We start from the raw sequence: 21,144 nt of genomic DNA, 5'->3' as shown, positions 1-21,144 counted from the left end.
TAATAACTACCTGTAAATAAGGTAGTTATTATATATGTACCATTAAAATACTAATATCTGCTGGTGACACACCTGAAATGCGAGAAGCTTGACCTAAAGTGCGCGGCTTGACAACAGATAGTTTTTGCCTAGCTTCTGTTGAAAGTGAATTAATGGCACTATAATCAAAATCTAGATGGATCTCCTTATCTTCCATCTTCTTCATTTTATTCACGAGCTCCATTTCTTTCTCGAAGTAGCTATCGTATTTCACTTTTATTTCTGCTTGTTCAATAGTTTCTTCATCAAAATTGTTCAAAAATGCACCTAAGTTTTTGTCCGCTAAAGCTAGGGATTTGATGTCGACTTGAGGTCTGCTTAAAATATGGAATAATCTTGTTTTCTGGTTAATTGCTGTAGAACCCCAGTTTGTTAGGTGTGAATTTACTTCTAATGGTTCTGTGCTGGTGTTTCGAAGGTGTTGGACAATCTTATCCGATTTACTGATTTTCTCCTCTACCCTACTCATTCTATCATCTCCTACCAATCCTAATTTATATGCAATTGGAGTTAATCTGATATCAGCGTTATCTTGTCGCAATAATAATCTGTGTTCAGCGCGTGAGGTAAACATACGGTATGGTTCGTCTGTACCTTTAGTTACCAAATCATCAATTAGCACACCGATATAAGATTCCGATCTTTTTAAAATTAGTTCGTGTTGATCGTTGATCCTTTGGTGCGCATTGATACCGGCTATGAAGCCTTGAGCTGCAGCTTCTTCATAGCCGGTAGTACCATTGATTTGTCCGGCAAAGAATAAATGTTTTATGCGTTGTGTTTCCAATGTTAAATCTAATTGCATTGGTGGAAAGTAATCGTACTCTATTGCATATCCAGGTCTATACATTTTAGCTGTTTCAAATCCTGGAATATATCGTAATGCTTTTAATTGTACGTCTTCTGGAAGTGATGTAGAAAAACCATTAACATATATTTCTACTGTTCTAAAACCTTCTGGTTCTACAAAGATTTGATGTCTATCACGTTCTGCAAATCGATTTATTTTATCTTCGATAGAGGGACAATAGCGTGGTCCTAATCCTTTGATACGTCCTGTAAACATGGGTGATTGTTCGAATCCTGTTTTCAAGACTTCGTGAACATCAGGATTTGTGTATGTAATCCAGCAGCACCGCTTTTGTAGCGGACGTTCTACTTCGGTGTAAGAAAAGCGACCAGGGTTATCGTCTCCCCATTGTTCATCCATTTTTGTATAATCAAGACTTCGTCCATCAATACGTGGTGGAGTTCCCGTTTTCATGCGCCCGGCTTCAAATCCTAAAGAAATCAACTGTTCAGTTAATCCTGTCGCCGCTTTTTCTCCTGTTCTACCGCCGCCAAATGTTTTTTCGCCGACATGTATAACACCATTAAGAAAAGTACCGTTAGTCAATACCACAGCATCAGCGGCAATACGAATACCAAGTGATGTAATGACACCACGAACGATGTTATCCTCTACGATTAGTTCTTTAACGGTATCTTGCCATATGTCTAAATTAGGAATATCCTCCAGTTGCCAACGCCATTCTTCTGCAAAACGCATGCGATCATTTTGTGCTCGTGGGCTCCACATAGCTGGTCCTTTAGATCTATTCAACATGCGAAATTGTATAGTAGATTTATCAGCAATTATGCCGGTGTATCCACCCATTGCATCTATTTCACGTACAATTTGGCCTTTTGCAACCCCACCAATTGCTGGATTACAGCTCATCTGGGCTATTACACCCATATTCATCGTTATTAGGAGTGTTTTTGAACCTAAATTTGCAGCAACAGCTGCCGCTTCACAACCAGCATGTCCTGCGCCTACTACAATGACATTATATTTATCAAACATAATATTCTTACCTGTGTTCCACGTGAAACATTTAACTAATGTTTCACGTGGAACGTTATATTAATTCTGCTAATTCAAGCCAGCGAGAAGATTTGTTATCTAACTCTACTTTTAGATTATCTATTTTTTGAGCAATTTCGCTCAATTCTAGGTGATCTGTGACTTGTGTCAATTTGTCTGAAAGATCAGATATTTCAATTTCGGTCTTTTCAATTTCCGATTCCAGATTATTATATTCTATCTGTTCCTTATATGATATCTTGGATTTTAAAGGCTTTGACTCAACCGGTGCTACTAATTCAGGAATTTTATTTTTATTATTCTTTTCTGCTTTCAACTTTTCATCGTTCTCAAATTTGAAATCCGCATAATTTCCATTATACGTGTTAACAAATCCAGTACCATCGAATATGAATAGTTGATCGGTGAGTTTATCTAATAAATATCTATCGTGAGTTACTAATAAAAGCACGCCTGGAAAACGCTCCAAGAAATCTTCGAGTATGTTCAATGTGTCCATATCCAGATCGTTGGAGGGCTCATCAAGAATTAAGAAATTAGGATTAAGCATCAGAACACGCATTAACTGTAATCGCTTACGCTCGCCTCCACTTAATTTGGAAACCATACCAAATTGTTTTTCTGGAGGAAAAAGGAATTGAGTAAGAAGTTGTGACGCGGTAATAATACCATCTTTCCCCATATCAATATGTTCTGCCACGTCTTTAACGACATCTATCACACGCTGATTTTCGCGGAAATCCAGTCCTCCCTGCTTATAGTATCCAATGACCGTAGTTTCACCCGTAGAGATATTTCCCGTGTCGGGCTCCAGTGCTTTTGTGATTAAGTTTAGAAAGGTAGATTTACCACTTCCGTTTCTTCCCGCTAGACCAATACGATCGCCTTTCTTAAAGGTGTAAGTGAAATCTTCAATAATGGGTAACTTTTTGAATGATTTGCTAACTGAATCGATCTCCATAATTTTGGAACCTTGACGCGAAGTCTGCATTTTTAACTGCACTTTATCATGCTCCGTTGGTGCCTTAGATTTATCTTGCAAATCATAAAAGGCCTCAATTCTAGATTTAGATTTAGTTCCGCGAGCTTTAGGTTGACGACGCATCCATTCCAATTCTTTTTTCCAAAGGTTTCGTGCTTTATCTGCACTAGCAACTTGAGATAAATGTCGCTCCGCCTTCTTCTCCACGAAGTTGGCATAATCTCCTTTATATTGAAATATTTCTCCCTTATCCAACTCACGAATCTCTTGACATACATGATCTAAAAAATAACGATCGTGCGATACAATGAGTACAGTTTTATTTCCTGAAGTCAACAGTTTTTCTAACCATTCAATCGTTTCAATGTCCAAATGGTTGGTAGGCTCATCCAAAATGTAAACGTCTGGTTCATCAATCAACAACTTGGCTAAAGCCAGTCTTTTTTGTTGGCCACCGGACATCGACGAAATCTTTTTGTCGAAATCAGATATTTGTAAACGATTTAAGATAGTTTTGATCTGATGTTCATATTCCCAAGCATTTAGTGCGGTTAGCTCATCAGAGATACGGCCTAACTCATCTACATCATAGTGTTCTGATTCTATCAATCGCTCATAATCTTTAATAAGCTGCTGCTGTTTATTATCTGCACTATAAATAAAATCTTCGATCGTATTCAAATGTGCAAAGTCAGGTTCTTGCGGTAAATAGCCAATTCGAATGCCGCGCTCACTAACCACAGTACCGCTATCTGGTTGCATTATACCGGCCATAATCTTCAACAAAGTCGACTTTCCGGTACCATTGATACCTACTAAAGCTACACGATCTCCGGCTTGCATTCCGAAATGTAAATCACGAAAAAGCCAGCGATCGTGAAATGAATGACTTAATTTTTCTGTACTTAATATGCTCACGAGAGTTGTTTAATTTGTTCTGTATTATATATGTGCACACCGGGATGGTTGATCCCAGATGTTTTCACTAGGGCTTGTGCTATCGTTTGTCCTTCGACACTTCTGTATTTTTTTAACTTACCTACTAATAGCGGATTTATCAATTTGAAAATCATCGTAGCAAAGTTCTCGGCTAGTCTTCTCTCTTTGCGGTCACCTGTGATGAGAGCTGGTCGCATGATGTGTAATTCATTATAATTGAGTTCTTGGATATCCTTTTCGGTTTCTCCCTTCATTCGCATATAAAATGTAGCAGAATTAGAATCTGCCCCCAAAGCGGAGACAAAAGAAAACTTTTTAGCACCATTTGATTGACCTATCTTAGCTACTTTAAGAGGATAATCGTGGTCAATTTTGACGTAGTCTTTTTTATTGGGAGTTTTCTTCTGAGTAGATCCTAAACAGCTGAAAATGTGATGTATAGGTAGATTATTAATATGAAGATCTATGCTATCGAAATCTGCATGAATTTGGACTAAACGCTCATGTTCTAGTGGAATTCCACGACGGCTCACCGCATAGATTACATCATACGTATTTTGCTGCAATAGCATTTTAGTAGTGTGCAGACCGACGAGTCCGCTAGCGCCTAATACTAAGGCATGTGACTTTGTAGTTGACATAATATTTCAAATGTCAAAAGTACACAATAATTCGACAAGAGATTGTTAAATCCCTTTAACGATAACGCAGAAATACGTAAGATGACATTGAATTGTACTTATCAATTCATCCTGAAATCAGCGATGAGATTGAAGCGAGGAATGGCGACGGCCAAGAGTTCGTCATCGGATAATCGCCGCATCTCATAAAATCCCTGCATATAACCCATATCACTTCGCAAATTGCAACCGGAAGCATACTGATGAACTTGTCCCGGTTCAAGTATAGGTTGTTCACCAACCACACCTTCTCCATCAACTTGTTTGTGATCTCCTATCGCATCAAAAATATCCCAGTGACGTCTGATTAATTGGATCGTGTCTAGTCCTTGATTCTCTATTGTAATACGATATGCAAACATGAAATGGAGATTATCTGGATTGGAATATTCTGGCTGATAAAGAGCCTCCACCGAAATCCTTACATCTGAGGTTATTTGACTAATCATATTTTGAGGAATTAAGATGTTGCTAATGTACTAATTATTTCTTTGCACCGTACCCATAGCCGTACCCATAACCGTAGCCATATCCAGCTACACCTTTACGGATACCATTCAACACAATACCCATATTGTTTAATGTGCCTTGCTGATAGATATTCTCTATTTCAGGTAATTGTCTTCTTGTAAGTAAAGATATGGTTTGGTTTTCATGATGTTTGGTTCTAATAAGGATAGTTCTTACCAATAAATCTCGCGATCATCCGCAATATTAGATTCCCATACATGATTTACATCTTGATCTGGAGACTGAACAACGACTTGTGCCGAGCCCGCTGCAATACTATTCTCCAATTCTACAATAAAGATATCCAGGGTTGGCGCAACATAGGTGCGACGTATTTTTGTATTCATGTTCTTTATTTTTTGTTTTTCATAATACCCATACATACCATGAGGATCTCTATAGACTGAGGCAAAACTAAAACAATATTTAGTGTTTGAACACAAATTTTCCCATCCAATTTTTATTTGTAGTTTCTTGTCTACAAACGAAAAAACCCTCCAAGATTGTCTTGGAGGGCGGAAATTTTCTCATTGTATGTTACGCTTCTTCTGAGGCGATTTCTTCGTCTACAAGTATGCGTCCACAGTGTTCACATACCAAAATCTTTTTACGTTGTCTGATTTCCGACTGCATCTGTGCAGGGATTTTGTTGTGGCAGCCAGAGCAGCTGTCTCGTTCGATAGAAACAATAGCTAGCCCATTGCGAAATGAATTTCGCAACTTGCTCGAAACTTTTAAAAGACGTTCTTCGATCTTATCTTCAGAAGACTGAGCTTCTTTCAAAAGTCCGTCTTCTTCTTTTTGAGTTTCAGAAGTGATGTTTTCCAGCTCTTGTTTTTTCAAGTCCAACTCACCTTTATTGTAGTTAAGATTTCCTTCGGTAGTCTCGTACAGTTCAGTTTTATTGGTGATCTCGAATTCCGATTCGCGAATACGCTTCTCACATACTTGAATCTCTAAGCCTTGCAGCTCGATCTCTTTGGTAATAGCATCGTATTCCCGATTATTTTTTACTTCGTTTAGTTGAGTTTCGTATTTCTTGATAGCCGCTTGCGCGTCTTTAATCATGTTTTTACGTGATACGATGGAATCTTCCAATTCGTCAAGCTCACTACGGATCTTCTCATTGCGAGTTTCCAATCCCGCGATCTCGTCTTCTAGATCAGCTACCTCAATAGGCAGTTCTCCCCTTACCTGGCGAATTTTGTCAACTTTGGTATGGATCGATTGCCATGCCCATAAAGCTTTTAGTTTTTGTTCTACAGTTTGTTCCATTAAATAAAGTACTTTATCGGATTTGTCTCTGTTTCAGTCAACAGGACAGCAAAGTTAACAAATTTTTTCTGAATTAATTCCAACAATAATTCTTGCGTAAATTGTTCACTTTCATAGTGTCCTACGTCGGCTATCAAGATTTTATTTTCGGCATCGAAGAACTCATGGTATTTATAATCTGACGTGATAAACACGTCTGCACCAGAGCGTATAGCATCTTGCAACAAAAATCCGCCAGCACCTCCACAGACCGCTACGCGACTGATCGATTGATCGGGTAGTGCCGTATGCCGAATCACAGAAAGCTGTAAAGAATCTTTCAAAAACCGTAAGAAGTCTTTAGCAGGTAACGGCTCCTGTAAGTTCCCAATAGCACCTGATCCTACTTTTTGTACGGCATTATCCAGATTCAGGATATCGTAAGCCACCTCTTCGTAAGGATGAGCGGCAAACATAGTCACCAATACTTGGCGCTCGATGTGAGCGGGATACACGACTTCAATTTTCGTTTCTTCTACACGCTCTTGTTCACCCCGCGATCCTATAGTAGGATTTGCATCGTCTAACGGTCTAAACGTGCCGTATCCGGCTGTATTGAAGCTAGCTTGATCGTATTCGCCAATGTGCCCAGCACCAGCACCAAAGAGTGCTTCACGTACTTCTTCTACATGGGTGCGCGGTACGAACACAGCAAGCTTTTTCAATATATTTTTTTTCGGAGCTAATATAGAAACGGCCTCTAACTGCAGCTTTTCGGCAATTTTGGAGTTTACGCCGCCCAACACATTATCTAGGTTGGTATGTATCGCATAGAGCGCAATGCCATTCTTTATCGCTTTTATAACAGTTCTTTCCACATAATTTTGCCCCGTAAACCGTTTCAATCCTTTGAAAACAATGGGATGATGTGAAATAATGATATCGCATCCCTCGGCAATTGCTTCCTCGACCACAGCTTCTGTGCAATCTAGTGATATCAATGCACGATGTATCTCGTCATTTGGATTCCCAACGATTAAGCCCGAATTATCATAAGACTCTTGATAGCTTAATGGAGCAAGTTGTTCTAGATAGTTTGTTAATTCTTTAATCTTCATCGGGTTGTTGTTTTTGTTTCCAAGCTTCATGTTCCTGGATCAATGACTTGAACTGTACAATCTTATACCAATACGATATAAAATAGGTGATGCAAAGTATGAATGCCAGAAGTCGGATAAAGTCTGGGAAAAATGGAATGTTATAAATAAGAAACGACCACGCATAGCGATTTCCTATTTGCAAAGTGGGCATATCTTCTACAGCAACTTTACGGTCAAAAAACTCATTGTTGAAGGAATAGGCCAATCGTTTTGATACCTCGAAATTCCAAAAGATATTGAATAGCGGGACTGCCAAAAACCAAGCTTGGTTGGGTAAGATGATTTGGTTCTCTGGCTTAATTAATAATAATGTCTTGCGGACGTTGTATGCGAATAGGATCCACACCAAAAGGATGACGATCAAGACATAAATCGTCAACTGCTGCAATTCGGCAATTAATTCTGGTGATAATTCGGACATCTGTGTTTCGTTCATGTAAGTGCTGACCTCATTTCTGGAATGCAGTCGAGATCAATTCAGCTAAAATTACGGATATTATGAAGCAAAAAGGAGGAATATGGCAGGTTTTTTATAGAGGTCAATTCCTTCTAGTGTTTTCCACCGCGAGATCGGCTGCGAGATGATCTTTTCGTCCTCGCCGGTAAGATTCCAAGCGATGCACAATCGGGTTTTCGGTTGGCAGGTGCGCAATAACTCGCTCAACAACTGTTCATTACGAAATGGTGTTTCGATAAAAATCTGCGTGATGCGCTCTCGCGCAGATTCGGCTTCCAAATCCTTGATCTTACGACTACGTGCCGACTTATCAATTGGCAAATATCCTTGAAAACTAAATTGCTGCCCATTGAAACCAGAACCCATCAAAGCGAGCAAGATAGAGCTGGGGCCAACTAATGGATGAACGTATATGCCACGTTTATGCGCTTCAGCCACGATTAATGCACCCGGATCTGCTACGCCGGGACACCCAGCATCAGACATTAATCCTACATCTTTGCCAGACATCAGTCCTTTAAATAAAGCATTATAATCAACCTTATCACGCACATGCTTGCCATAATCGTGAATAATCAATTCGCTCTGCGGAATTTTAAGTCCAGCATGTTTCAAAAACTTACGTGCCGTTTTTTCGCTCTCCACGATGTACTCGTCGATCGATTGAATGACTTCCTGATGTAGTATTGTATATGAAGCTTTTTCTGCGCCTTCTGCTAGCGGCACAGGTATAAGATAAAGTTTTCCAAACGCCATGCTGCAAACTTAGTCATTTCGCGGGTAGTTTTTTTGCGTCGAGATCTGTTTCATGGAAATCTGATTGTTGTACTTGCTCATTTTTGTTATCTTCGATCAAAATTACTAATATGAAGAAAATACTACTAACGATCATTGCTAGTACTGGTTTAGCATTTTGTGCCGTATCTCAAGTTTCTTATGGCATCAAAGCAGGGCTGAATGTGCCAACATTAACTTTCTCCGCGAACAACATTAGTTACACGACAGGTGCGAGCACCAATTTTCATGTCTCTGGATTTGTCGACGCACCGATTGCTACAAATCTATCTATCCAGCCTGGTCTTTCCGTGCAAGGTAAAGGAGGGAAGTTTGATGATGAGTTAACCGCTTTTGGAGACGTTAAACTCAACTTATTGTATGTTGAAGTGCCCGTCAATTTTGTGTACTACATCCCGACTGGAGAAAGTGGTGATGTCTTCGTTGGTGCCGGGCCTTATGCCGCTTATGGTATACGTGCTTTTGGTCGTGCTGGCGGCGAATCGGATAGTGGAACCTTTAATGACGTAGGTGTTAAAAATTTCGATGCAGGATTAAACTTGCTAGCTGGCTACAGATTCAGTAATGGATTGTTGTTCAATGTTGGTTACGGATTGGGACTAGCTAACATCAGTGATGAACGTGAAGTTACAATTAAGAACAAATTCTGGCAATTTGGATTGGGTTTCCAATTTTAAATATTCTAACAGAATTTCTTTTTACATCATTACAAAAAAGGATCTGACCGTGCGGTCAGATCCTTTTTTCGTATTGGCTGAAAGTTGCTTACGCTTCAAGCTCAGCGTAGGCTTCGATCGGAGGACATGAACAGATCAAGGTACGGTCACCTTGAGACTCATTCACTCGGCCAACAGTAGGCCAAAACTTATTGTTGCGTAAATAGGCTAACGGATAAGCAGCTTGTTGACGGCTATATGGCCGATCCCAAGCATCATCAATCACTACCTGTGCCGTGTGAGGAGCGTTTTTCAACACGTTTGTTTTAGCATCCACTTCGCCAGATTCTACCAAAGCAATCTCCGCGCGAATGGCGATCAAGGCATCGCAAAAGCGATCTAATTCTGCCTTCGATTCAGATTCTGTTGGCTCTACCATCAAGGTGCCTGCTACAGGGAATGAAACAGTTGGTGCGTGGAAACTATAATCCATCAAACGTTTCGCGATGTCAGCTACCTCGATACCCACGTTTTTGAAATTACGACAATCCAAAATCATCTCGTGCGCACAACGGCCGTTTGCGCCAGCATACAATACCGGATAATGTCCTTCTAAACGTGCTTTGATATAATTCGCATTTAAGATGGCGATTTTAGTTGCGTTGGTAAGACCTTCGCTTCCCATCATCGCAATGTATGCGTGTGGAATCACCAAAATAGAAGTAGATCCATAAGGTGCTGCCGATACCGCCGTGATTCCTTCTTTTCCAGAAACGGGTACGACACGGTGATTTGGTAAGAATGGTGCCAAATGCTCGGCTACGCCGATTGGTCCCATGCCTGGGCCACCACCACCATGTGGAATACAGAATGTTTTGTGCAAGTTTAGGTGACAAACATCCGCGCCAATGAAGCCCGGACTGGTCAAACCAACCTGTGCATTCATATTGGCGCCATCCATATATACTTGGCCGCCATGTTCGTGAATCGTGTTGCAGATCTCAATGATTGGCTCTTCGAACACGCCATGTGTAGATGGATAAGTCACCATCAAAGAATGTAGGTTCTCACTGTGCTCTTCCGCTCTGGCTTTTAGATCGGCTACGTCAATATTACCTCGCTCATCGCATTTTACAACCACCACTTTTAAGCCTGCCATCGAAGCAGAAGCTGGGTTGGTACCGTGCGCAGAAGCTGGAATTAAACAAATATTGCGGTGTCCTTGTCCTTTGCTTTCTAAATAAGCTTGGATTACCATTAGACCAGCGTATTCACCTTGAGCACCAGAGTTTGGTTGGAAAGACATTTTGGCAAAACCCGTAATCTCGGCTAGCCATTGGTTCAATTCATCCAACAATTGCATATAACCCGAAGTCTGATCGACTGGTGCGAATGGATGCAAACTGCCAAAACGTGCCCAGGTTACCGGAATCATTTCCGAAGTCGCATTCAACTTCATCGTACATGATCCTAACGGAATCATGGAGTGGCACAAAGAAAGATCTTTAGCTTCCAACGATTTGATATAACGAAGCATCTCACTCTCGGAGTGGTAGCTATTGAACACAGGGTGTGTCAGGTATTCCGATTCACGCGTTAAAGCAGTTGGAATTGCTTGCTCCAATTGCTCTGTGATTGCTTCAACATCTACATCATTTGCATTTTTGCCTTTTATTCTAGCAAATACTTTTACGATAGTTTTGATGTCTTCAAATGTCGTAGTCTCGTCGATAGAGATACCCACAAACTGATCTTGGTAGAAGAAATTGATGTTGTGATCTAGCGCTTCACCTTTCAAGGTGCCTGCTTCACTAACTTCAAAACGCAACGTGTCAAAATAGTTTTTGTTAAGCTGTTTGTATCCTAAGGTTTGAATAGCTTGGTCGGCCAAACGCGTTAGGTCATGGATTCTTGAAGCAATATTTTTGATGCCTTGCGGTCCGTGGTATACGGCGTAAAAAGAAGCCATGATCGCCAACAAAGCTTGCGCAGTACAGATATTGGAGGAAGCTTTATCACGGCGGATATGTTGCTCGCGTGTTTGCAAAGCCATACGAAGTGCATAATTACCAGCAGAATCAGAAGTTACTCCGATGATCCGACCAGGAATAGAACGTTTGTACGTGTCTTTTGTAGCAAAGTAAGCCGCGTGCGGACCGCCAAAACCCATTGGTACACCAAAACGTTGGCTATTGCCTACAACGACATCAGCGCCCCATTCGCCCGGAGGCGTCAAAAGAGCCAGCGACATCAAATCTGCTGCTACCGCCGTGGTAATGCCTTTTTCGCTAGCCGCGCTAACTAGTTCGCGGTAATCAGAAACAGAACCACTAGCTGCGGGATATTGTAAAAATATAGCAAATACATCTTCTTTCAGGTCGTTTTCAGATACGTCAGTTGTTCTGATCTCGACGCCAAACGGTAAAGCACGGGTGTGTAAGACGTCTAATGTTTGTGGAAAAATGTCTGAGCTTACCAAGAAAGTACGCGCCTCTTTATTCTTGCGTGCATTGAACAACATAAACATCGCTTCTGCAGCCGCAGTCGCCTCGTCTAACAAAGAAGCATTTACGATTTCTAAACCGGTCAAGTCAGAAACCATCGTCTGGAAATTTAACAATGCCTGCAAACGCCCTTGTGCGATCTCCGCTTGGTAGGGCGTGTATTGCGTGTACCATCCTGGATTTTCAAACACATTACGCTGAATAACTCCTGGAAGCACGACATTGTAATAACCCTGTCCGATAAATGATTTGAAAACCTTGTTTTTTTCGGCGATCTGATTGACGCGTTCTAGATAAGCGACTTCACTTAATGGAGCAGGCAAACGCAGCTCTTTTCTCCGAATAGGAGCAGGCACGGTTTGCTCGATTAGCTCGTCTAAAGACGATACCCCTAGAAAGTTTAACATCTCGTCTACCTCAGAGGCCCGGGGACCATTGTGACGATCTTCAAATTTTTCGCTGTAAAATATGTTGCTCATTATTGCCCTTAACTTTTTCATTTACACTGTTCTAGCATCTATTTCGCTTGCTTGTAGCGCGATGCTATTTTATGAACCTTTTGATGGGGCAAAATTACGATTTTTATCGACGAAAAAAGAGCCTTGTAATTCATTTATTATGAACAGTATATTAGTCTACTTAAAACATATTTAAGTACCACGTACCAAACAGCTCAAAGACAAAAAACACTACAAGGATTCTAAAAATTCGATGAATTCGCGGCGAACTTTATCGTCGGTGTTTAATGAGATGCTGTGTTCTATACTATTCGACCCATTTCGGAGCTTCAAGATGTAATCGGCTCCATCGACGCAACGCCAACATTCCTGAATAGGAGTTTTCTGAAGATCAAGTTTTTTTACAAAAGAGTTCAGTTTCTCGAAAACTACTTCATCCGTTTGTTGTACTTTTTCTGCCTGCAGAGTCACACAGCTATTTTGGGGTACAGATTTACTGGTGCGATCTTTATTTATCTTTATAAGTTTAGTCGTACCGCACATACCCGCAGCCAAACTGATCTCTGCTTCTAAACCTTCTGGATTGCTGATCCATTCATCTTTAGAACATGAAAGTAGGAGGATCACACACGAAAACAAAATGATTTTACTTCTCTTCATAATTTTGATTTTTTGGGAGTTAACTGTTTTTGAAACGTAAACTGTTCAGGTATCGCTACCCAAAGGCTCAAAATAATTGCGTAAATTTAAGCGAGATGGATCCCCTAACTAGAAAGTATGTTAAAGCTTGCTATACACAATGAAACGAACCGATTGCGCTCGGTAATTTTGGGTCGAACGGATTCTAATGGGCCGACACCTACAGAAGCCGAAGCTTATGATCCCAAATCGCTGGAACATATTCGCGCAGGAACTTATCCCGCAGAAGCCGATATGGTGCACGAGCTCAGTGCCTTTCAACGTGTGCTGGAAAAATACGATGTCGAAGTTCTACGTCCTAATCTGGTAGAAAATATGAATCAGATTTTTACCAGAGATATCGGTTTTGTGGTGGATGACGTGTTCGTGAAAGCGAACATACTGCCCGATCGGGCAGATGAATGGAAAGCGATTCAAGGAATTGTGGAACAGATTAATCCGCAGAACTTGGTTTTTCCGCCAGAAGATGTACATATTGAGGGTGGTGACGTCTTAGTGTGGAATGATTATCTCCTGATTGGAACCTATACCGGTGAAGATTATAGTCAGTACAATACCGCACGAACCAATACGGCAGCGATCGCTTTTATGCAAGATCTTTTCCCGCAGAAGAAAGTAAAAGCTTTTGATTTGGTGAAGTCGATGACTGATGCGCGTGGCAATGCGCTGCACTTGGATTGTTGCTTTCAACCGGTCGGTAAGGATATGGCTATCATTTATGAAGGTGGATTTCGGAATCCCGCAGAATATCAGTTTTTGGTTGATCTATTTGGCCTAGAAAATATTTTCCAGATCACGGCTGATGAGATGTATCAGATGTTTTCCAATGTGTTTTCTATCTCGCCGGAGGTGGTAGTTTCCGAAAGACAATTCACGCGGCTAAACCATTGGTTGCGCTTACAAGGACTGCACGTAGAAGAAATACCTTATCACGAAATTGGCAAACAAGAAGGTTTGCTCCGCTGTTCTACCTTACCACTTTATAGAGATTAAAGGATGAAACAAACTACCGATACGATCTTGATGGTGCGACCATCTCAATTTCGCAAAAATGAAGATACCGCGGTCAATAATTATTTTCAGACCGCAGAAGACACGAGAGATAATACGCAAGCATTGGCTTTGACGGAGTTCAATGCGATGGTGCAGCTATTGCAAAATAATGATGTGCGCGTCGTTGTCGTTGAAGATAGCGGTAAATGGGATACGCCGGACAGCATCTTTCCCAACAATGTGATTTCCTTTCATGGGAGCAAAGCTGTGTTGTACCCCATGTATGCCGAAAATCGTCGGCTGGAACGTAACCTTAATGTACTCGGGACATTGCAAAAAGAAGGCTTGCCCTACGATCAGATTATCGATTATTCCATTTATGAAGATCAGCATTACTATTTAGAAAGCACCGGCGTTTTGGTCTTAGATCGGATCAATAGCGTAGCTTATTGTTCCTTATCACCACGGGCTAATCCCGCTTTAGTAGATCGCTTTTGCGAAGATCTTCATTATACGGCGGTAGTATTTGAAGCATTTCAACAGGTGGATGGCGATCCATTGCCGATCTATCACACCAATGTGATGATGACAGTTGGTACCACGTTTGCCGTGATTTGTCTGGATTCGATTAGAGATACTGCTCAGCGTAAAACAGTACGCCAATCGCTGGAGGAAAGCGGTCGGGAAATTATTGAAATTAGCGAGGAGCAGATGAATCATTTTTGTGGCAACATTTTAGAATTGCGTACTAAAACAGACGCTGATCCGTTGATCGTGATGAGTGAGCAAGCGTATAAGCATTTTACCGATGCACAAAAGGAAAAACTGGCCGCACAGGGTGAGTTAGTGCAGACGCCATTGTACACGATTGAGAAGTATGGCGGTGGCAGCGCGCGATGTATGATTGCAGAGATATTCCATGCATAGAACGCATCGGTTTTTTAGTTATTTTTGTTCCAAATGAACCGAGTCATGCAGATCGAACAACTCTACCAGATATATCAGCAATTTCCTCAAGTCAGTATCGATACACGGCAGATTAGCCAAGATTCCATATTTTTCGCCTTAAAAGGGGGGAACTTCAATGGCAATACTTTTGCCAAGCAGGCACTAGCCAGCGGCGCCAAATATGTCGTGATCGATGAAGTCGCTTATCAAGAAAACGATACGCAGTATATTCTGGTGGATGACGTGCTCACGACATTACAACATCTGGCCAAGCATCATCGTCAACAGCTGGATATCCCAGTGATCGGTATTACAGGCACCAATGGTAAGACCACGACCAAGGAACTAATCTACGCGGTGCTCAGCGAGAAATACCAGACATTGGCCACAAAAGGCAACTTAAATAATCATATTGGTGTGCCGTTAACGCTTTTGAGTATCGGCTCTGAGGTCGAAGTCGCGATTATTGAAATGGGCGCGAATCATGTTGGAGAGATTGCTCTGTTATCCGGATTAGCGCAACCTACGATGGGTTTAATTACCAATGTCGGGAAAGCACATTTGGAAGGATTCGGTTCTTTCGAAGGTGTGAAAACGGCCAAAGGAGAACTGTATACTTATTTGGCAGATCATCAAGGCACCTTGTTTATTCAGGCAGACAATACACATTTGCTGAGCATGGCCAATGGCAAGCATTTTAATCAAGTAATTCGATACGGCGCATCGGAAGAGTATGATGTATCTGGCAAGCTATCAACCGCAGATCCTTATTTGCAGATCGAATGGAGGGTGAATCGCGGTACTTACCAGTCTATCTCTACGAAGTTGACCGGTTCGTATAATACCGAGAATATCCTCGCGGCTATCGCGATCGGCCTCAGCCTTGGTTTGTCTGCCGATCAAATCAATGCAGGTGTGGAAAAATATACGCCACAAAACAATCGTTCGCAAGTCACCAAAACAGCACGCAATACCGTGATCGCTGATTTTTACAACGCGAATGCCAGCAGTATGGCGGCAGCGTTAGAGAATATGAAAGTCGTGACGGCCGATCGAAAAGTAATTATTCTGGGTGATATGTTTGAGATGGGAGCGGAGAGTGCTACAGAGCATCTTACTGTGATTCGACAAGCCGAAACCATCCTAGCAGATTTGAGAATTTTTGTAGGGAAAGCATTCTTTCAACAAGACAATAGGACAGATCATTTCTTCGCCACGACCGAGGAAGCGGCGGTATTTCTGCGCGAGCAACAATTAGCTGAAAGCTTTATTCTGTTGAAAGGTTCGCGCGGAATGGCTTTCGAGAAACTAATGGAAGTATTGTAGGTTGCTCTTTCGTGAGGCTCTGTATTATTGCTTTTCTTCGGGAACGTGAAGGTCTAATTCTTTTTCTTTGTTAATCAGGGCGGCAATGCTGGTATCATTCAAAATCTGTAGCATGGCATTGCGCACATCGGTGAATGTATCGCGAATGCCACAAACGCGCTCTTCCATACATTCGTCGCAAGAACGATAAAAGTTAAGACTAACACAAGGTAGCAAAGCGATCGGTCCGTCAATCAAACGCATGACTTGAGATAAGTAAATATCTTCTGGAGACTTATTCAAGCTATAGCCACCACCAGCACCCTTTTTGGAATACAACATGCCCGCATTACGCATCTCCAATAAGATTTGCTCTAGGAATTTTTTAGGAATACGTTCCTCATCAGCAATCTTGACGATTTGCATTGGATCCTTCCCGTAATTTCTTCCTAAAAGCATGAGTGCCTTAATAGCGTATTTTGTTTTCTTCGATAGCATAGCAGCTCAGATAATCTAATATTTGTCCAAAATTACGAAAAAATATCCGTTTGCATCGTGTTATCCACTTATGCCTTCGGCAAATGATCCTTTAGGAATTGACCTGTGTACGATTTTTTGCAATTCACCAATTGTTCGGGCGTACCTGCAAAAACCAATTCTCCACCTAGCTGACCACCTTCTGGGCCGATGTCTATCACCCAATCGGCTGATTTGATCATGTCCATATTGTGCTCAATCACTAAGATACTATTGCCCAGCGCAATTAGCGCATCAAAGGATTTTAATAATTTCAGAATATCGTGGAAGTGCAAACCAGTGGTTGGCTCATCAAAGATAAATAAGGTCTTCTTGCTATTGTTGCCCTTGATCAGGAACGACGCTAGCTTGATCCGCTGTGCCTCGCCGCCCGAAAGTGTACTCGAAGATTGCCCTAGTTTTACATAACCCAAACCCACATCTTGTAATGGTTGCAGTTTAGCAATCACTTTGGGTTGATCAGCAAAAAACACCAAGGCTTCATCGACGCTCAGTTCCAATACCTCCGATACATCTTTCTCCTGATAGCGCACATCCAATACATGTTGCTTGAAGCGTTTACCACTACAAGCTTCGCAAGGCAAAACGATATCGGCCATGAATTGCATTTCGATCTTTACTTCTCCATCTCCTTGGCAGACATCACATCGGCCACCTTCTACGTTGAAGGAGAAAGCTGCTGGTTTCAGACCGCCCGCTTTTGCTGCTGGAAGACCAGCATACAAAGCGCGTACTTCGTCCCAAGCTTTTACATACGTCACCGGATTAGAGCGTGAAGATCGGCCAATTGGATTTTGGTCTACCATTTCCACTTGCTCGATACGTTCGATATCGCCTTCAATGGCGTCAAATAAACCAGTCTGATCTCCAGAATAATTTCCTAAGTTTTTTTGTAAAGCAGGGTATAGGATACGCTTTACCAAAGACGTTTTACCCGAGCCTGATACGCCGGTTACTACCGTAAATACATGCAATGGAAATTCGACGTTAATACCTTGTAAATTATTCTCGCGCGCACCCAAAATGCGGATAGCATCATTCCATTTGCGGCGTGCCGCAGGAACTGGAATAGCCATGCTGCCACTCAGGTATTGTCCTGTCAGACTTTTCTTATCGCTGATAATCTGGTCATAATTACCGGCAAATACCAGTTCGCCACCATTTATTCCGGCTTCCGGACCAATATCGATCAGGTAATCCGCTGCTTCCATCATTTCCTGCTCGTGTTCTACGACGATCACGGTATTTCCGACATCGCGCAGCGATTTCAAGACGCTGATTAGACGTTGCGTATCGCGCGGGTGTAAACCGATACTCGGCTCATCCAACACGTAAATAGATCCTACAAGCGAACTCCCTAAGGAAGTAGCCAAGTTAATGCGCTGTGATTCTCCACCAGACAAGCTATTGCTCAATCGGTTCAACGTGAGGTATCTTAAACCTACATCGCACAAAAATTTGATGCGGTTACCGATCTCTTCCAGCAAGCGTTTCGCGATCTTTTGTTCCTGATCGGAAAGGGAAAGCCGATCAAAAAATACTAAGGCCTCATCGATCGGTAGCAACACGATATCGGTAATGGATCTGTCTGCGATCTTCACGTAGGTTGCGTCTTTGCGCAGGCGCGAACCGTGGCATTCTGGGCAATCTGTCTTTCCGCGGTAGCGCGAAAGCATGACCCGATATTGAATTTTATACGTCTGCTCTTCGAGTTCTTTGAAGAAATCGTTTAATCCTCGAAAATGCTTATTCCCCGTCCAGAGCACTTCTTGCTGCGCTTTGGTAAGCTCGTTGTACGAGCGGTGAATCGGGAAATCGAATTTTAAGGCTGTTTTTACCAAGGCATCGAGCCACACGCTCATTTTTTCGCCGCGCCAAGGGGCAATAGCACCGTCGTAGACCGATTTACTTTTGTCGGGAACGACTAGGTCTGGATCAATGCCAATGACTTTCCCGTAACCCTCACATCGCTTACAAGCTCCATACGGATTATTGAAACTGAAGAAGTTTGGCGAAGGCTCTTCGAAGGTAATGCCGTCCAGTTCGAATTTGTCTGAATAGGTTTGGCGCGTGCCATCAATATCTACAATACAATTGCCCTTTCCTTCAAAAAAAGCCGTTTGTATCGAATCTGCCATCCGGTTTACCGTATCTTCTTCGCCATCCCAGCGGATGCGATCGATCACGATTTCTACATCTTCCGAGCCAAAGGCAGCATTGCGGATGCTGCTATCTTCCAGTAGCGCTTCGATCTTGTGCATGGCGTCTTTGTAAAAGACACGTACAAAACCTTTTTGAAGTAAGACGGATAATTCCTCCTTTAGCTTACGGCCATTTAGGGGAATGAGCGGACAAAAAATGGTAAAGGTGCTGTCATTAGCACGGCTCGTCAAATCAGAAACAATGGAAGTCACCGAATCTTTAGTCACTTCGCGGCCAGATACCGGCGAAAAAGTGTGTCCGATCCGAGCAAACAATAATTTTAGGTAATCGTATATTTCTGTGGACGTACCTACCGTAGATCTCGGATTGCTGGTGATGACTTTTTGCTCAATGGCGATCGCTGGTGCAATGCCTTTGATGTAATCTACCTCCGGCTTATTCATCCGACCCATAAATTGGCGCGCGTAAGACGAAAGACTTTCGACATAACGTCTTTGCCCATCTGCGTACAGCGTATCAAAAGCTAGCGAGGATTTACCAGAACCAGACATTCCAGTAATGACAACCAGCTTATTTTTCGGGATATCGACATCAATATTTTTTAAGTTATTGACCCGGGCTCCCTTGATTAAAATGTGTGATTTCGCATCGTGCGCAGACTTCTTTTGCATAGATCGCAAAATTACACAAAAACTAAGTAATATCCACTAGTTAGTCCTCTTGGCTTTCCGTTTGGTCATCGGCCAATTTGGCGATCAATTGCTGTACTTCGTCCTCGCTACGAGTGAGTTTCGCTCTACATACCGCAATCAGTTCAGAAGCGCGTCTGATCTTTTCGGAAAGGCTGTCGATATCAATATCGCCAGATTCCATATCTACCACGATCTGTTGCAACTCCGCAAAAGCATCTTCATACGTATAGTTATTCTCCATGAGTCATGTCGTTTATGGTACTCGTAAAATGTCCGTCCAGCACTTGGGTTGCGATCACATCGCCAACTTGCAGATCTTTTGTGCTTTGTACCGCTTTGCCATTAATCCGCGTAATGCTAAATCCACGTTGGAGCAGGCGCTTTGGATCCGATAGTTGGATCAGCTGCGAGATGTGCTGCAAAGTCGTATGCTGTTCGCGGATTTTCTGTGTGCTGGCACGCGCCAAGCGGTGTTGGATATCTTCTAAGAGCAATCGGTGTCTTTGCAAAGGCTGTTTGCTCTGCCAATTCAAGGCTTTCGAGATTTGTTTGAGCGCATCTTTTTCGTATTCAAATCTCCGTAATGCTCCATCTATTGTTCGTGTGACTAATTGATCGAGGGGGATCGCAAAGTCGTGAAAACGGTGTAACAGAAAATCGGCCAACTCGCTTGGCGTAATGGCATTTTTATATGAAACTAATTCAGAAATCGTTTCGTTGGTAGAGTGCCCAATGCCTGTAAGCACTGGTAAAGGGAAAATACAAATCGCTCTCGCCAACTGATAATTGTTGTAGCTCGAAAGGCCAACCTCGCCACCACCACCCCGGATAATAGCGACCGCGTCGTATGATTCTGCGCGCTCAGCAATATTGGCCAATTGCGCAATGATCGAAGGAATGGATTTATCGCCCTGTAATAAGGCCGGAAATAAGGACATTTCCAACCGATATCCCCACGGATTCTGATTAATGATTTTGTTGAAATCCGACAAGCCTTTACTGGTTTCTACCGAAATAATGGCCAATCGCTTGGGTAACCGAGCTAGTTTAAGATGCTTATTGAGATGAAATACACCTTCGACTTGTAGGCGGCGCAGACTTTCTTTTTTCTCCTTCTCTAGCTCGCCCAACACGAAAGCTGGATCAATGTCTACGATACGTAAACTGAAACCGTAAAGCGGATCGTATGAAATCCCTGCCTGAAACAAAATCGTGATCCCATCGCGCAGCGGTTCTTGCAACAACTCCAAAAATTGCTTGTTAATGCGTGCAAAGTCAGATTTCCATAAAATGGAACGCATTTCGGCGACCACCTTGCCGCCTTTCTTTTCCACCAATTCTGGATAAGCGTGCCCGGAATGAGAATAATGGTTGAGCTTATTCATCTCCGCCTTGATCCAATAAAGGCTCTGGTAGCGATCGCTGATAGTTTTTTGGATACTTCGAGAAACCTCGAGTAAGGAAAAAACAGTTTTATGATCGATTGATTCAGGCATCTAGTCAAAC

General features: G+C 42.2%; 20 protein-coding genes. 4 read left to right on the top strand and 16 right to left on the bottom strand.

Annotated features, from left to right (window positions below; translation table 11 throughout):
- Positions 1–28: 28 nt before the first annotated feature.
- The 10 genes from mnmG to AC3IRT_RS17550 form a co-directional block, all read right to left on the bottom strand.
- Entirely contained in the window at positions 29–1,885 is a 1,857-nt protein-coding gene (gene mnmG / locus AC3IRT_RS17595; RefSeq protein WP_489394502.1) for a tRNA uridine-5-carboxymethylaminomethyl(34) synthesis enzyme MnmG, read from the bottom strand.
- Between the two features lie 55 nt (positions 1,886–1,940).
- Complete coding sequence (locus AC3IRT_RS17590; RefSeq protein ID WP_489394501.1) at positions 1,941–3,806, bottom strand: ABC-F family ATP-binding cassette domain-containing protein; 1,866 nt, start codon at positions 3,804–3,806, stop codon at positions 1,941–1,943.
- Entirely contained in the window at positions 3,803–4,468 is a 666-nt protein-coding gene (locus tag AC3IRT_RS17585) for an NAD-dependent epimerase/dehydratase family protein (RefSeq protein WP_489394500.1), read from the bottom strand. Before AC3IRT_RS17585 ends, AC3IRT_RS17590 begins: the two co-directional genes overlap by 4 nt.
- Positions 4,469–4,569: 101 nt before the next feature.
- Positions 4,570–4,956: a Co2+/Mg2+ efflux protein ApaG gene (gene apaG / locus AC3IRT_RS17580; protein ID WP_489394499.1), complete on the bottom strand. Its 387-nt coding sequence runs from the start codon at positions 4,954–4,956 to the stop codon at positions 4,570–4,572.
- A 34-nt stretch (positions 4,957–4,990) separates the two neighbouring features.
- Positions 4,991–5,197 carry a hypothetical protein gene (locus AC3IRT_RS17575; RefSeq protein WP_489394498.1) on the bottom strand — a complete coding sequence of 69 codons (207 nt, stop codon included), beginning with the start codon at positions 5,195–5,197 and terminating at the stop codon, positions 4,991–4,993.
- Positions 5,191–5,364, bottom strand: coding sequence for a hypothetical protein (locus AC3IRT_RS17570; RefSeq protein ID WP_489394497.1), 174 nt, complete (start codon positions 5,362–5,364; stop codon positions 5,191–5,193). The genes AC3IRT_RS17575 and AC3IRT_RS17570 overlap by 7 nt, the downstream gene beginning before the upstream one ends.
- 190 nt (positions 5,365–5,554) lie before the next feature.
- A complete protein-coding gene (locus AC3IRT_RS17565) occupies positions 5,555–6,292 on the bottom strand; it encodes a zinc ribbon domain-containing protein (RefSeq protein ID WP_489394496.1) in 738 nt (245 codons plus the stop codon).
- Positions 6,292–7,389 carry a Nif3-like dinuclear metal center hexameric protein gene (locus AC3IRT_RS17560; RefSeq protein WP_489394495.1) on the bottom strand — a complete coding sequence of 366 codons (1,098 nt, stop codon included), beginning with the start codon at positions 7,387–7,389 and terminating at the stop codon, positions 6,292–6,294. Before AC3IRT_RS17560 ends, AC3IRT_RS17565 begins: the two co-directional genes overlap by 1 nt.
- On the bottom strand, positions 7,379–7,867 hold the full coding sequence (locus AC3IRT_RS17555; RefSeq protein ID WP_489394494.1) for a hypothetical protein: 489 nt from the start codon (positions 7,865–7,867) through the stop codon (positions 7,379–7,381). Before AC3IRT_RS17555 ends, AC3IRT_RS17560 begins: the two co-directional genes overlap by 11 nt.
- Positions 7,868–7,927: 60 nt before the next feature.
- Entirely contained in the window at positions 7,928–8,644 is a 717-nt protein-coding gene (locus tag AC3IRT_RS17550) for an SAM-dependent methyltransferase (RefSeq protein ID WP_489394493.1), read from the bottom strand.
- A 110-nt stretch (positions 8,645–8,754) separates the two neighbouring features.
- Between AC3IRT_RS17550 and AC3IRT_RS17545 the strand changes: the two genes are divergently transcribed.
- Positions 8,755–9,360, top strand: coding sequence for a porin family protein (locus AC3IRT_RS17545; protein ID WP_489394492.1), 606 nt, complete (start codon positions 8,755–8,757; stop codon positions 9,358–9,360).
- An 88-nt stretch (positions 9,361–9,448) separates the two neighbouring features.
- Here the strand turns inward: AC3IRT_RS17545 and gcvP are convergent, their stop codons facing one another.
- Both gcvP and AC3IRT_RS17535 read right to left on the bottom strand, forming a co-directional pair.
- Entirely contained in the window at positions 9,449–12,322 is a 2,874-nt protein-coding gene (gene gcvP / locus AC3IRT_RS17540) for an aminomethyl-transferring glycine dehydrogenase (protein WP_489394491.1), read from the bottom strand.
- 210 nt (positions 12,323–12,532) lie between these two features.
- The gene (locus tag AC3IRT_RS17535; RefSeq protein WP_489394490.1) at positions 12,533–12,961 is read right to left on the bottom strand and encodes a hypothetical protein; all 429 of its coding nucleotides are present in this window, start codon (positions 12,959–12,961) and stop codon (positions 12,533–12,535) included.
- A 117-nt stretch (positions 12,962–13,078) separates the two neighbouring features.
- Here AC3IRT_RS17535 and AC3IRT_RS17530 point away from each other — a divergent pair, with 117 nt between their 5' ends.
- The 3 genes from AC3IRT_RS17530 to AC3IRT_RS17520 are packed head-to-tail and all read left to right on the top strand — an operon-like array spanning position 13,079 to position 16,267.
- On the top strand, positions 13,079–13,993 hold the full coding sequence (locus AC3IRT_RS17530; RefSeq protein WP_489394489.1) for a dimethylarginine dimethylaminohydrolase family protein: 915 nt from the start codon (positions 13,079–13,081) through the stop codon (positions 13,991–13,993).
- A gap of 3 nt (positions 13,994–13,996) precedes the next feature.
- Positions 13,997–14,920: a citrulline utilization hydrolase CtlX gene (gene ctlX / locus AC3IRT_RS17525; RefSeq protein WP_489394488.1), complete on the top strand. Its 924-nt coding sequence runs from the start codon at positions 13,997–13,999 to the stop codon at positions 14,918–14,920.
- Positions 14,921–14,965: 45 nt separating this feature from the next.
- A complete protein-coding gene (locus AC3IRT_RS17520; RefSeq protein WP_489394487.1) occupies positions 14,966–16,267 on the top strand; it encodes a UDP-N-acetylmuramoyl-tripeptide--D-alanyl-D-alanine ligase in 1,302 nt (433 codons plus the stop codon).
- 24 nt (positions 16,268–16,291) lie between these two features.
- Here AC3IRT_RS17520 and AC3IRT_RS17515 read toward each other — a convergent pair whose 3' ends face one another.
- From AC3IRT_RS17515 to xseA, 4 genes are all read right to left on the bottom strand, one after another.
- On the bottom strand, positions 16,292–16,744 hold the full coding sequence (locus tag AC3IRT_RS17515; protein WP_166332774.1) for an RrF2 family transcriptional regulator: 453 nt from the start codon (positions 16,742–16,744) through the stop codon (positions 16,292–16,294).
- 68 nt (positions 16,745–16,812) lie between these two features.
- Complete coding sequence (gene uvrA / locus AC3IRT_RS17510) at positions 16,813–19,617, bottom strand: excinuclease ABC subunit UvrA (RefSeq protein WP_489394486.1); 2,805 nt, start codon at positions 19,615–19,617, stop codon at positions 16,813–16,815.
- 40 nt (positions 19,618–19,657) lie between these two features.
- Positions 19,658–19,879 (bottom strand): exodeoxyribonuclease VII small subunit, encoded by a 222-nt coding sequence (xseB, locus tag AC3IRT_RS17505; RefSeq protein ID WP_489394485.1) that lies wholly within the window; start codon positions 19,877–19,879, stop codon positions 19,658–19,660.
- Entirely contained in the window at positions 19,869–21,134 is a 1,266-nt protein-coding gene (xseA, locus tag AC3IRT_RS17500) for an exodeoxyribonuclease VII large subunit (protein ID WP_489394484.1), read from the bottom strand. The genes xseB and xseA overlap by 11 nt, the downstream gene beginning before the upstream one ends.
- Positions 21,135–21,144 lie beyond the last annotated feature (10 nt).

Source organism: Sphingobacterium sp. KH_072 (assembly GCF_057837975.1).
Note: the sequence above shows the minus strand (reverse complement) of the source record. Positions and strands in the feature narration are given on the sequence as shown.

Coding starts and splice junctions, on each gene's coding strand:
- mnmG (WP_489394502.1), bottom strand. CDS start 1,885: ATGTTTGATAAATATAATGTCATTGTAGTAGGCGCAGGACATGCTGGT.
- AC3IRT_RS17585 (WP_489394500.1), bottom strand. CDS start 4,468: ATGTCAACTACAAAGTCACATGCCTTAGTATTAGGCGCTAGCGGACTC.
- apaG (WP_489394499.1), bottom strand. CDS start 4,956: ATGATTAGTCAAATAACCTCAGATGTAAGGATTTCGGTGGAGGCTCTT.
- AC3IRT_RS17570 (WP_489394497.1), bottom strand. CDS start 5,364: ATGAATACAAAAATACGTCGCACCTATGTTGCGCCAACCCTGGATATC.
- AC3IRT_RS17565 (WP_489394496.1), bottom strand. CDS start 6,292: ATGGAACAAACTGTAGAACAAAAACTAAAAGCTTTATGGGCATGGCAA.
- AC3IRT_RS17560 (WP_489394495.1), bottom strand. CDS start 7,389: ATGAAGATTAAAGAATTAACAAACTATCTAGAACAACTTGCTCCATTA.
- AC3IRT_RS17555 (WP_489394494.1), bottom strand. CDS start 7,867: ATGAACGAAACACAGATGTCCGAATTATCACCAGAATTAATTGCCGAA.
- AC3IRT_RS17550 (WP_489394493.1), bottom strand. CDS start 8,644: ATGGCGTTTGGAAAACTTTATCTTATACCTGTGCCGCTAGCAGAAGGC.
- AC3IRT_RS17545 (WP_489394492.1), top strand. CDS start 8,755: ATGAAGAAAATACTACTAACGATCATTGCTAGTACTGGTTTAGCATTT.
- gcvP (WP_489394491.1), bottom strand. CDS start 12,322: ATGAGCAACATATTTTACAGCGAAAAATTTGAAGATCGTCACAATGGT.
- AC3IRT_RS17535 (WP_489394490.1), bottom strand. CDS start 12,961: ATGAAGAGAAGTAAAATCATTTTGTTTTCGTGTGTGATCCTCCTACTT.
- AC3IRT_RS17530 (WP_489394489.1), top strand. CDS start 13,079: ATGTTAAAGCTTGCTATACACAATGAAACGAACCGATTGCGCTCGGTA.
- ctlX (WP_489394488.1), top strand. CDS start 13,997: ATGAAACAAACTACCGATACGATCTTGATGGTGCGACCATCTCAATTT.
- AC3IRT_RS17520 (WP_489394487.1), top strand. CDS start 14,966: ATGCAGATCGAACAACTCTACCAGATATATCAGCAATTTCCTCAAGTC.
- AC3IRT_RS17515 (WP_166332774.1), bottom strand. CDS start 16,744: ATGCTATCGAAGAAAACAAAATACGCTATTAAGGCACTCATGCTTTTA.
- uvrA (WP_489394486.1), bottom strand. CDS start 19,617: ATGCAAAAGAAGTCTGCGCACGATGCGAAATCACACATTTTAATCAAG.
- xseB (WP_489394485.1), bottom strand. CDS start 19,879: ATGGAGAATAACTATACGTATGAAGATGCTTTTGCGGAGTTGCAACAG.
- xseA (WP_489394484.1), bottom strand. CDS start 21,134: ATGCCTGAATCAATCGATCATAAAACTGTTTTTTCCTTACTCGAGGTT.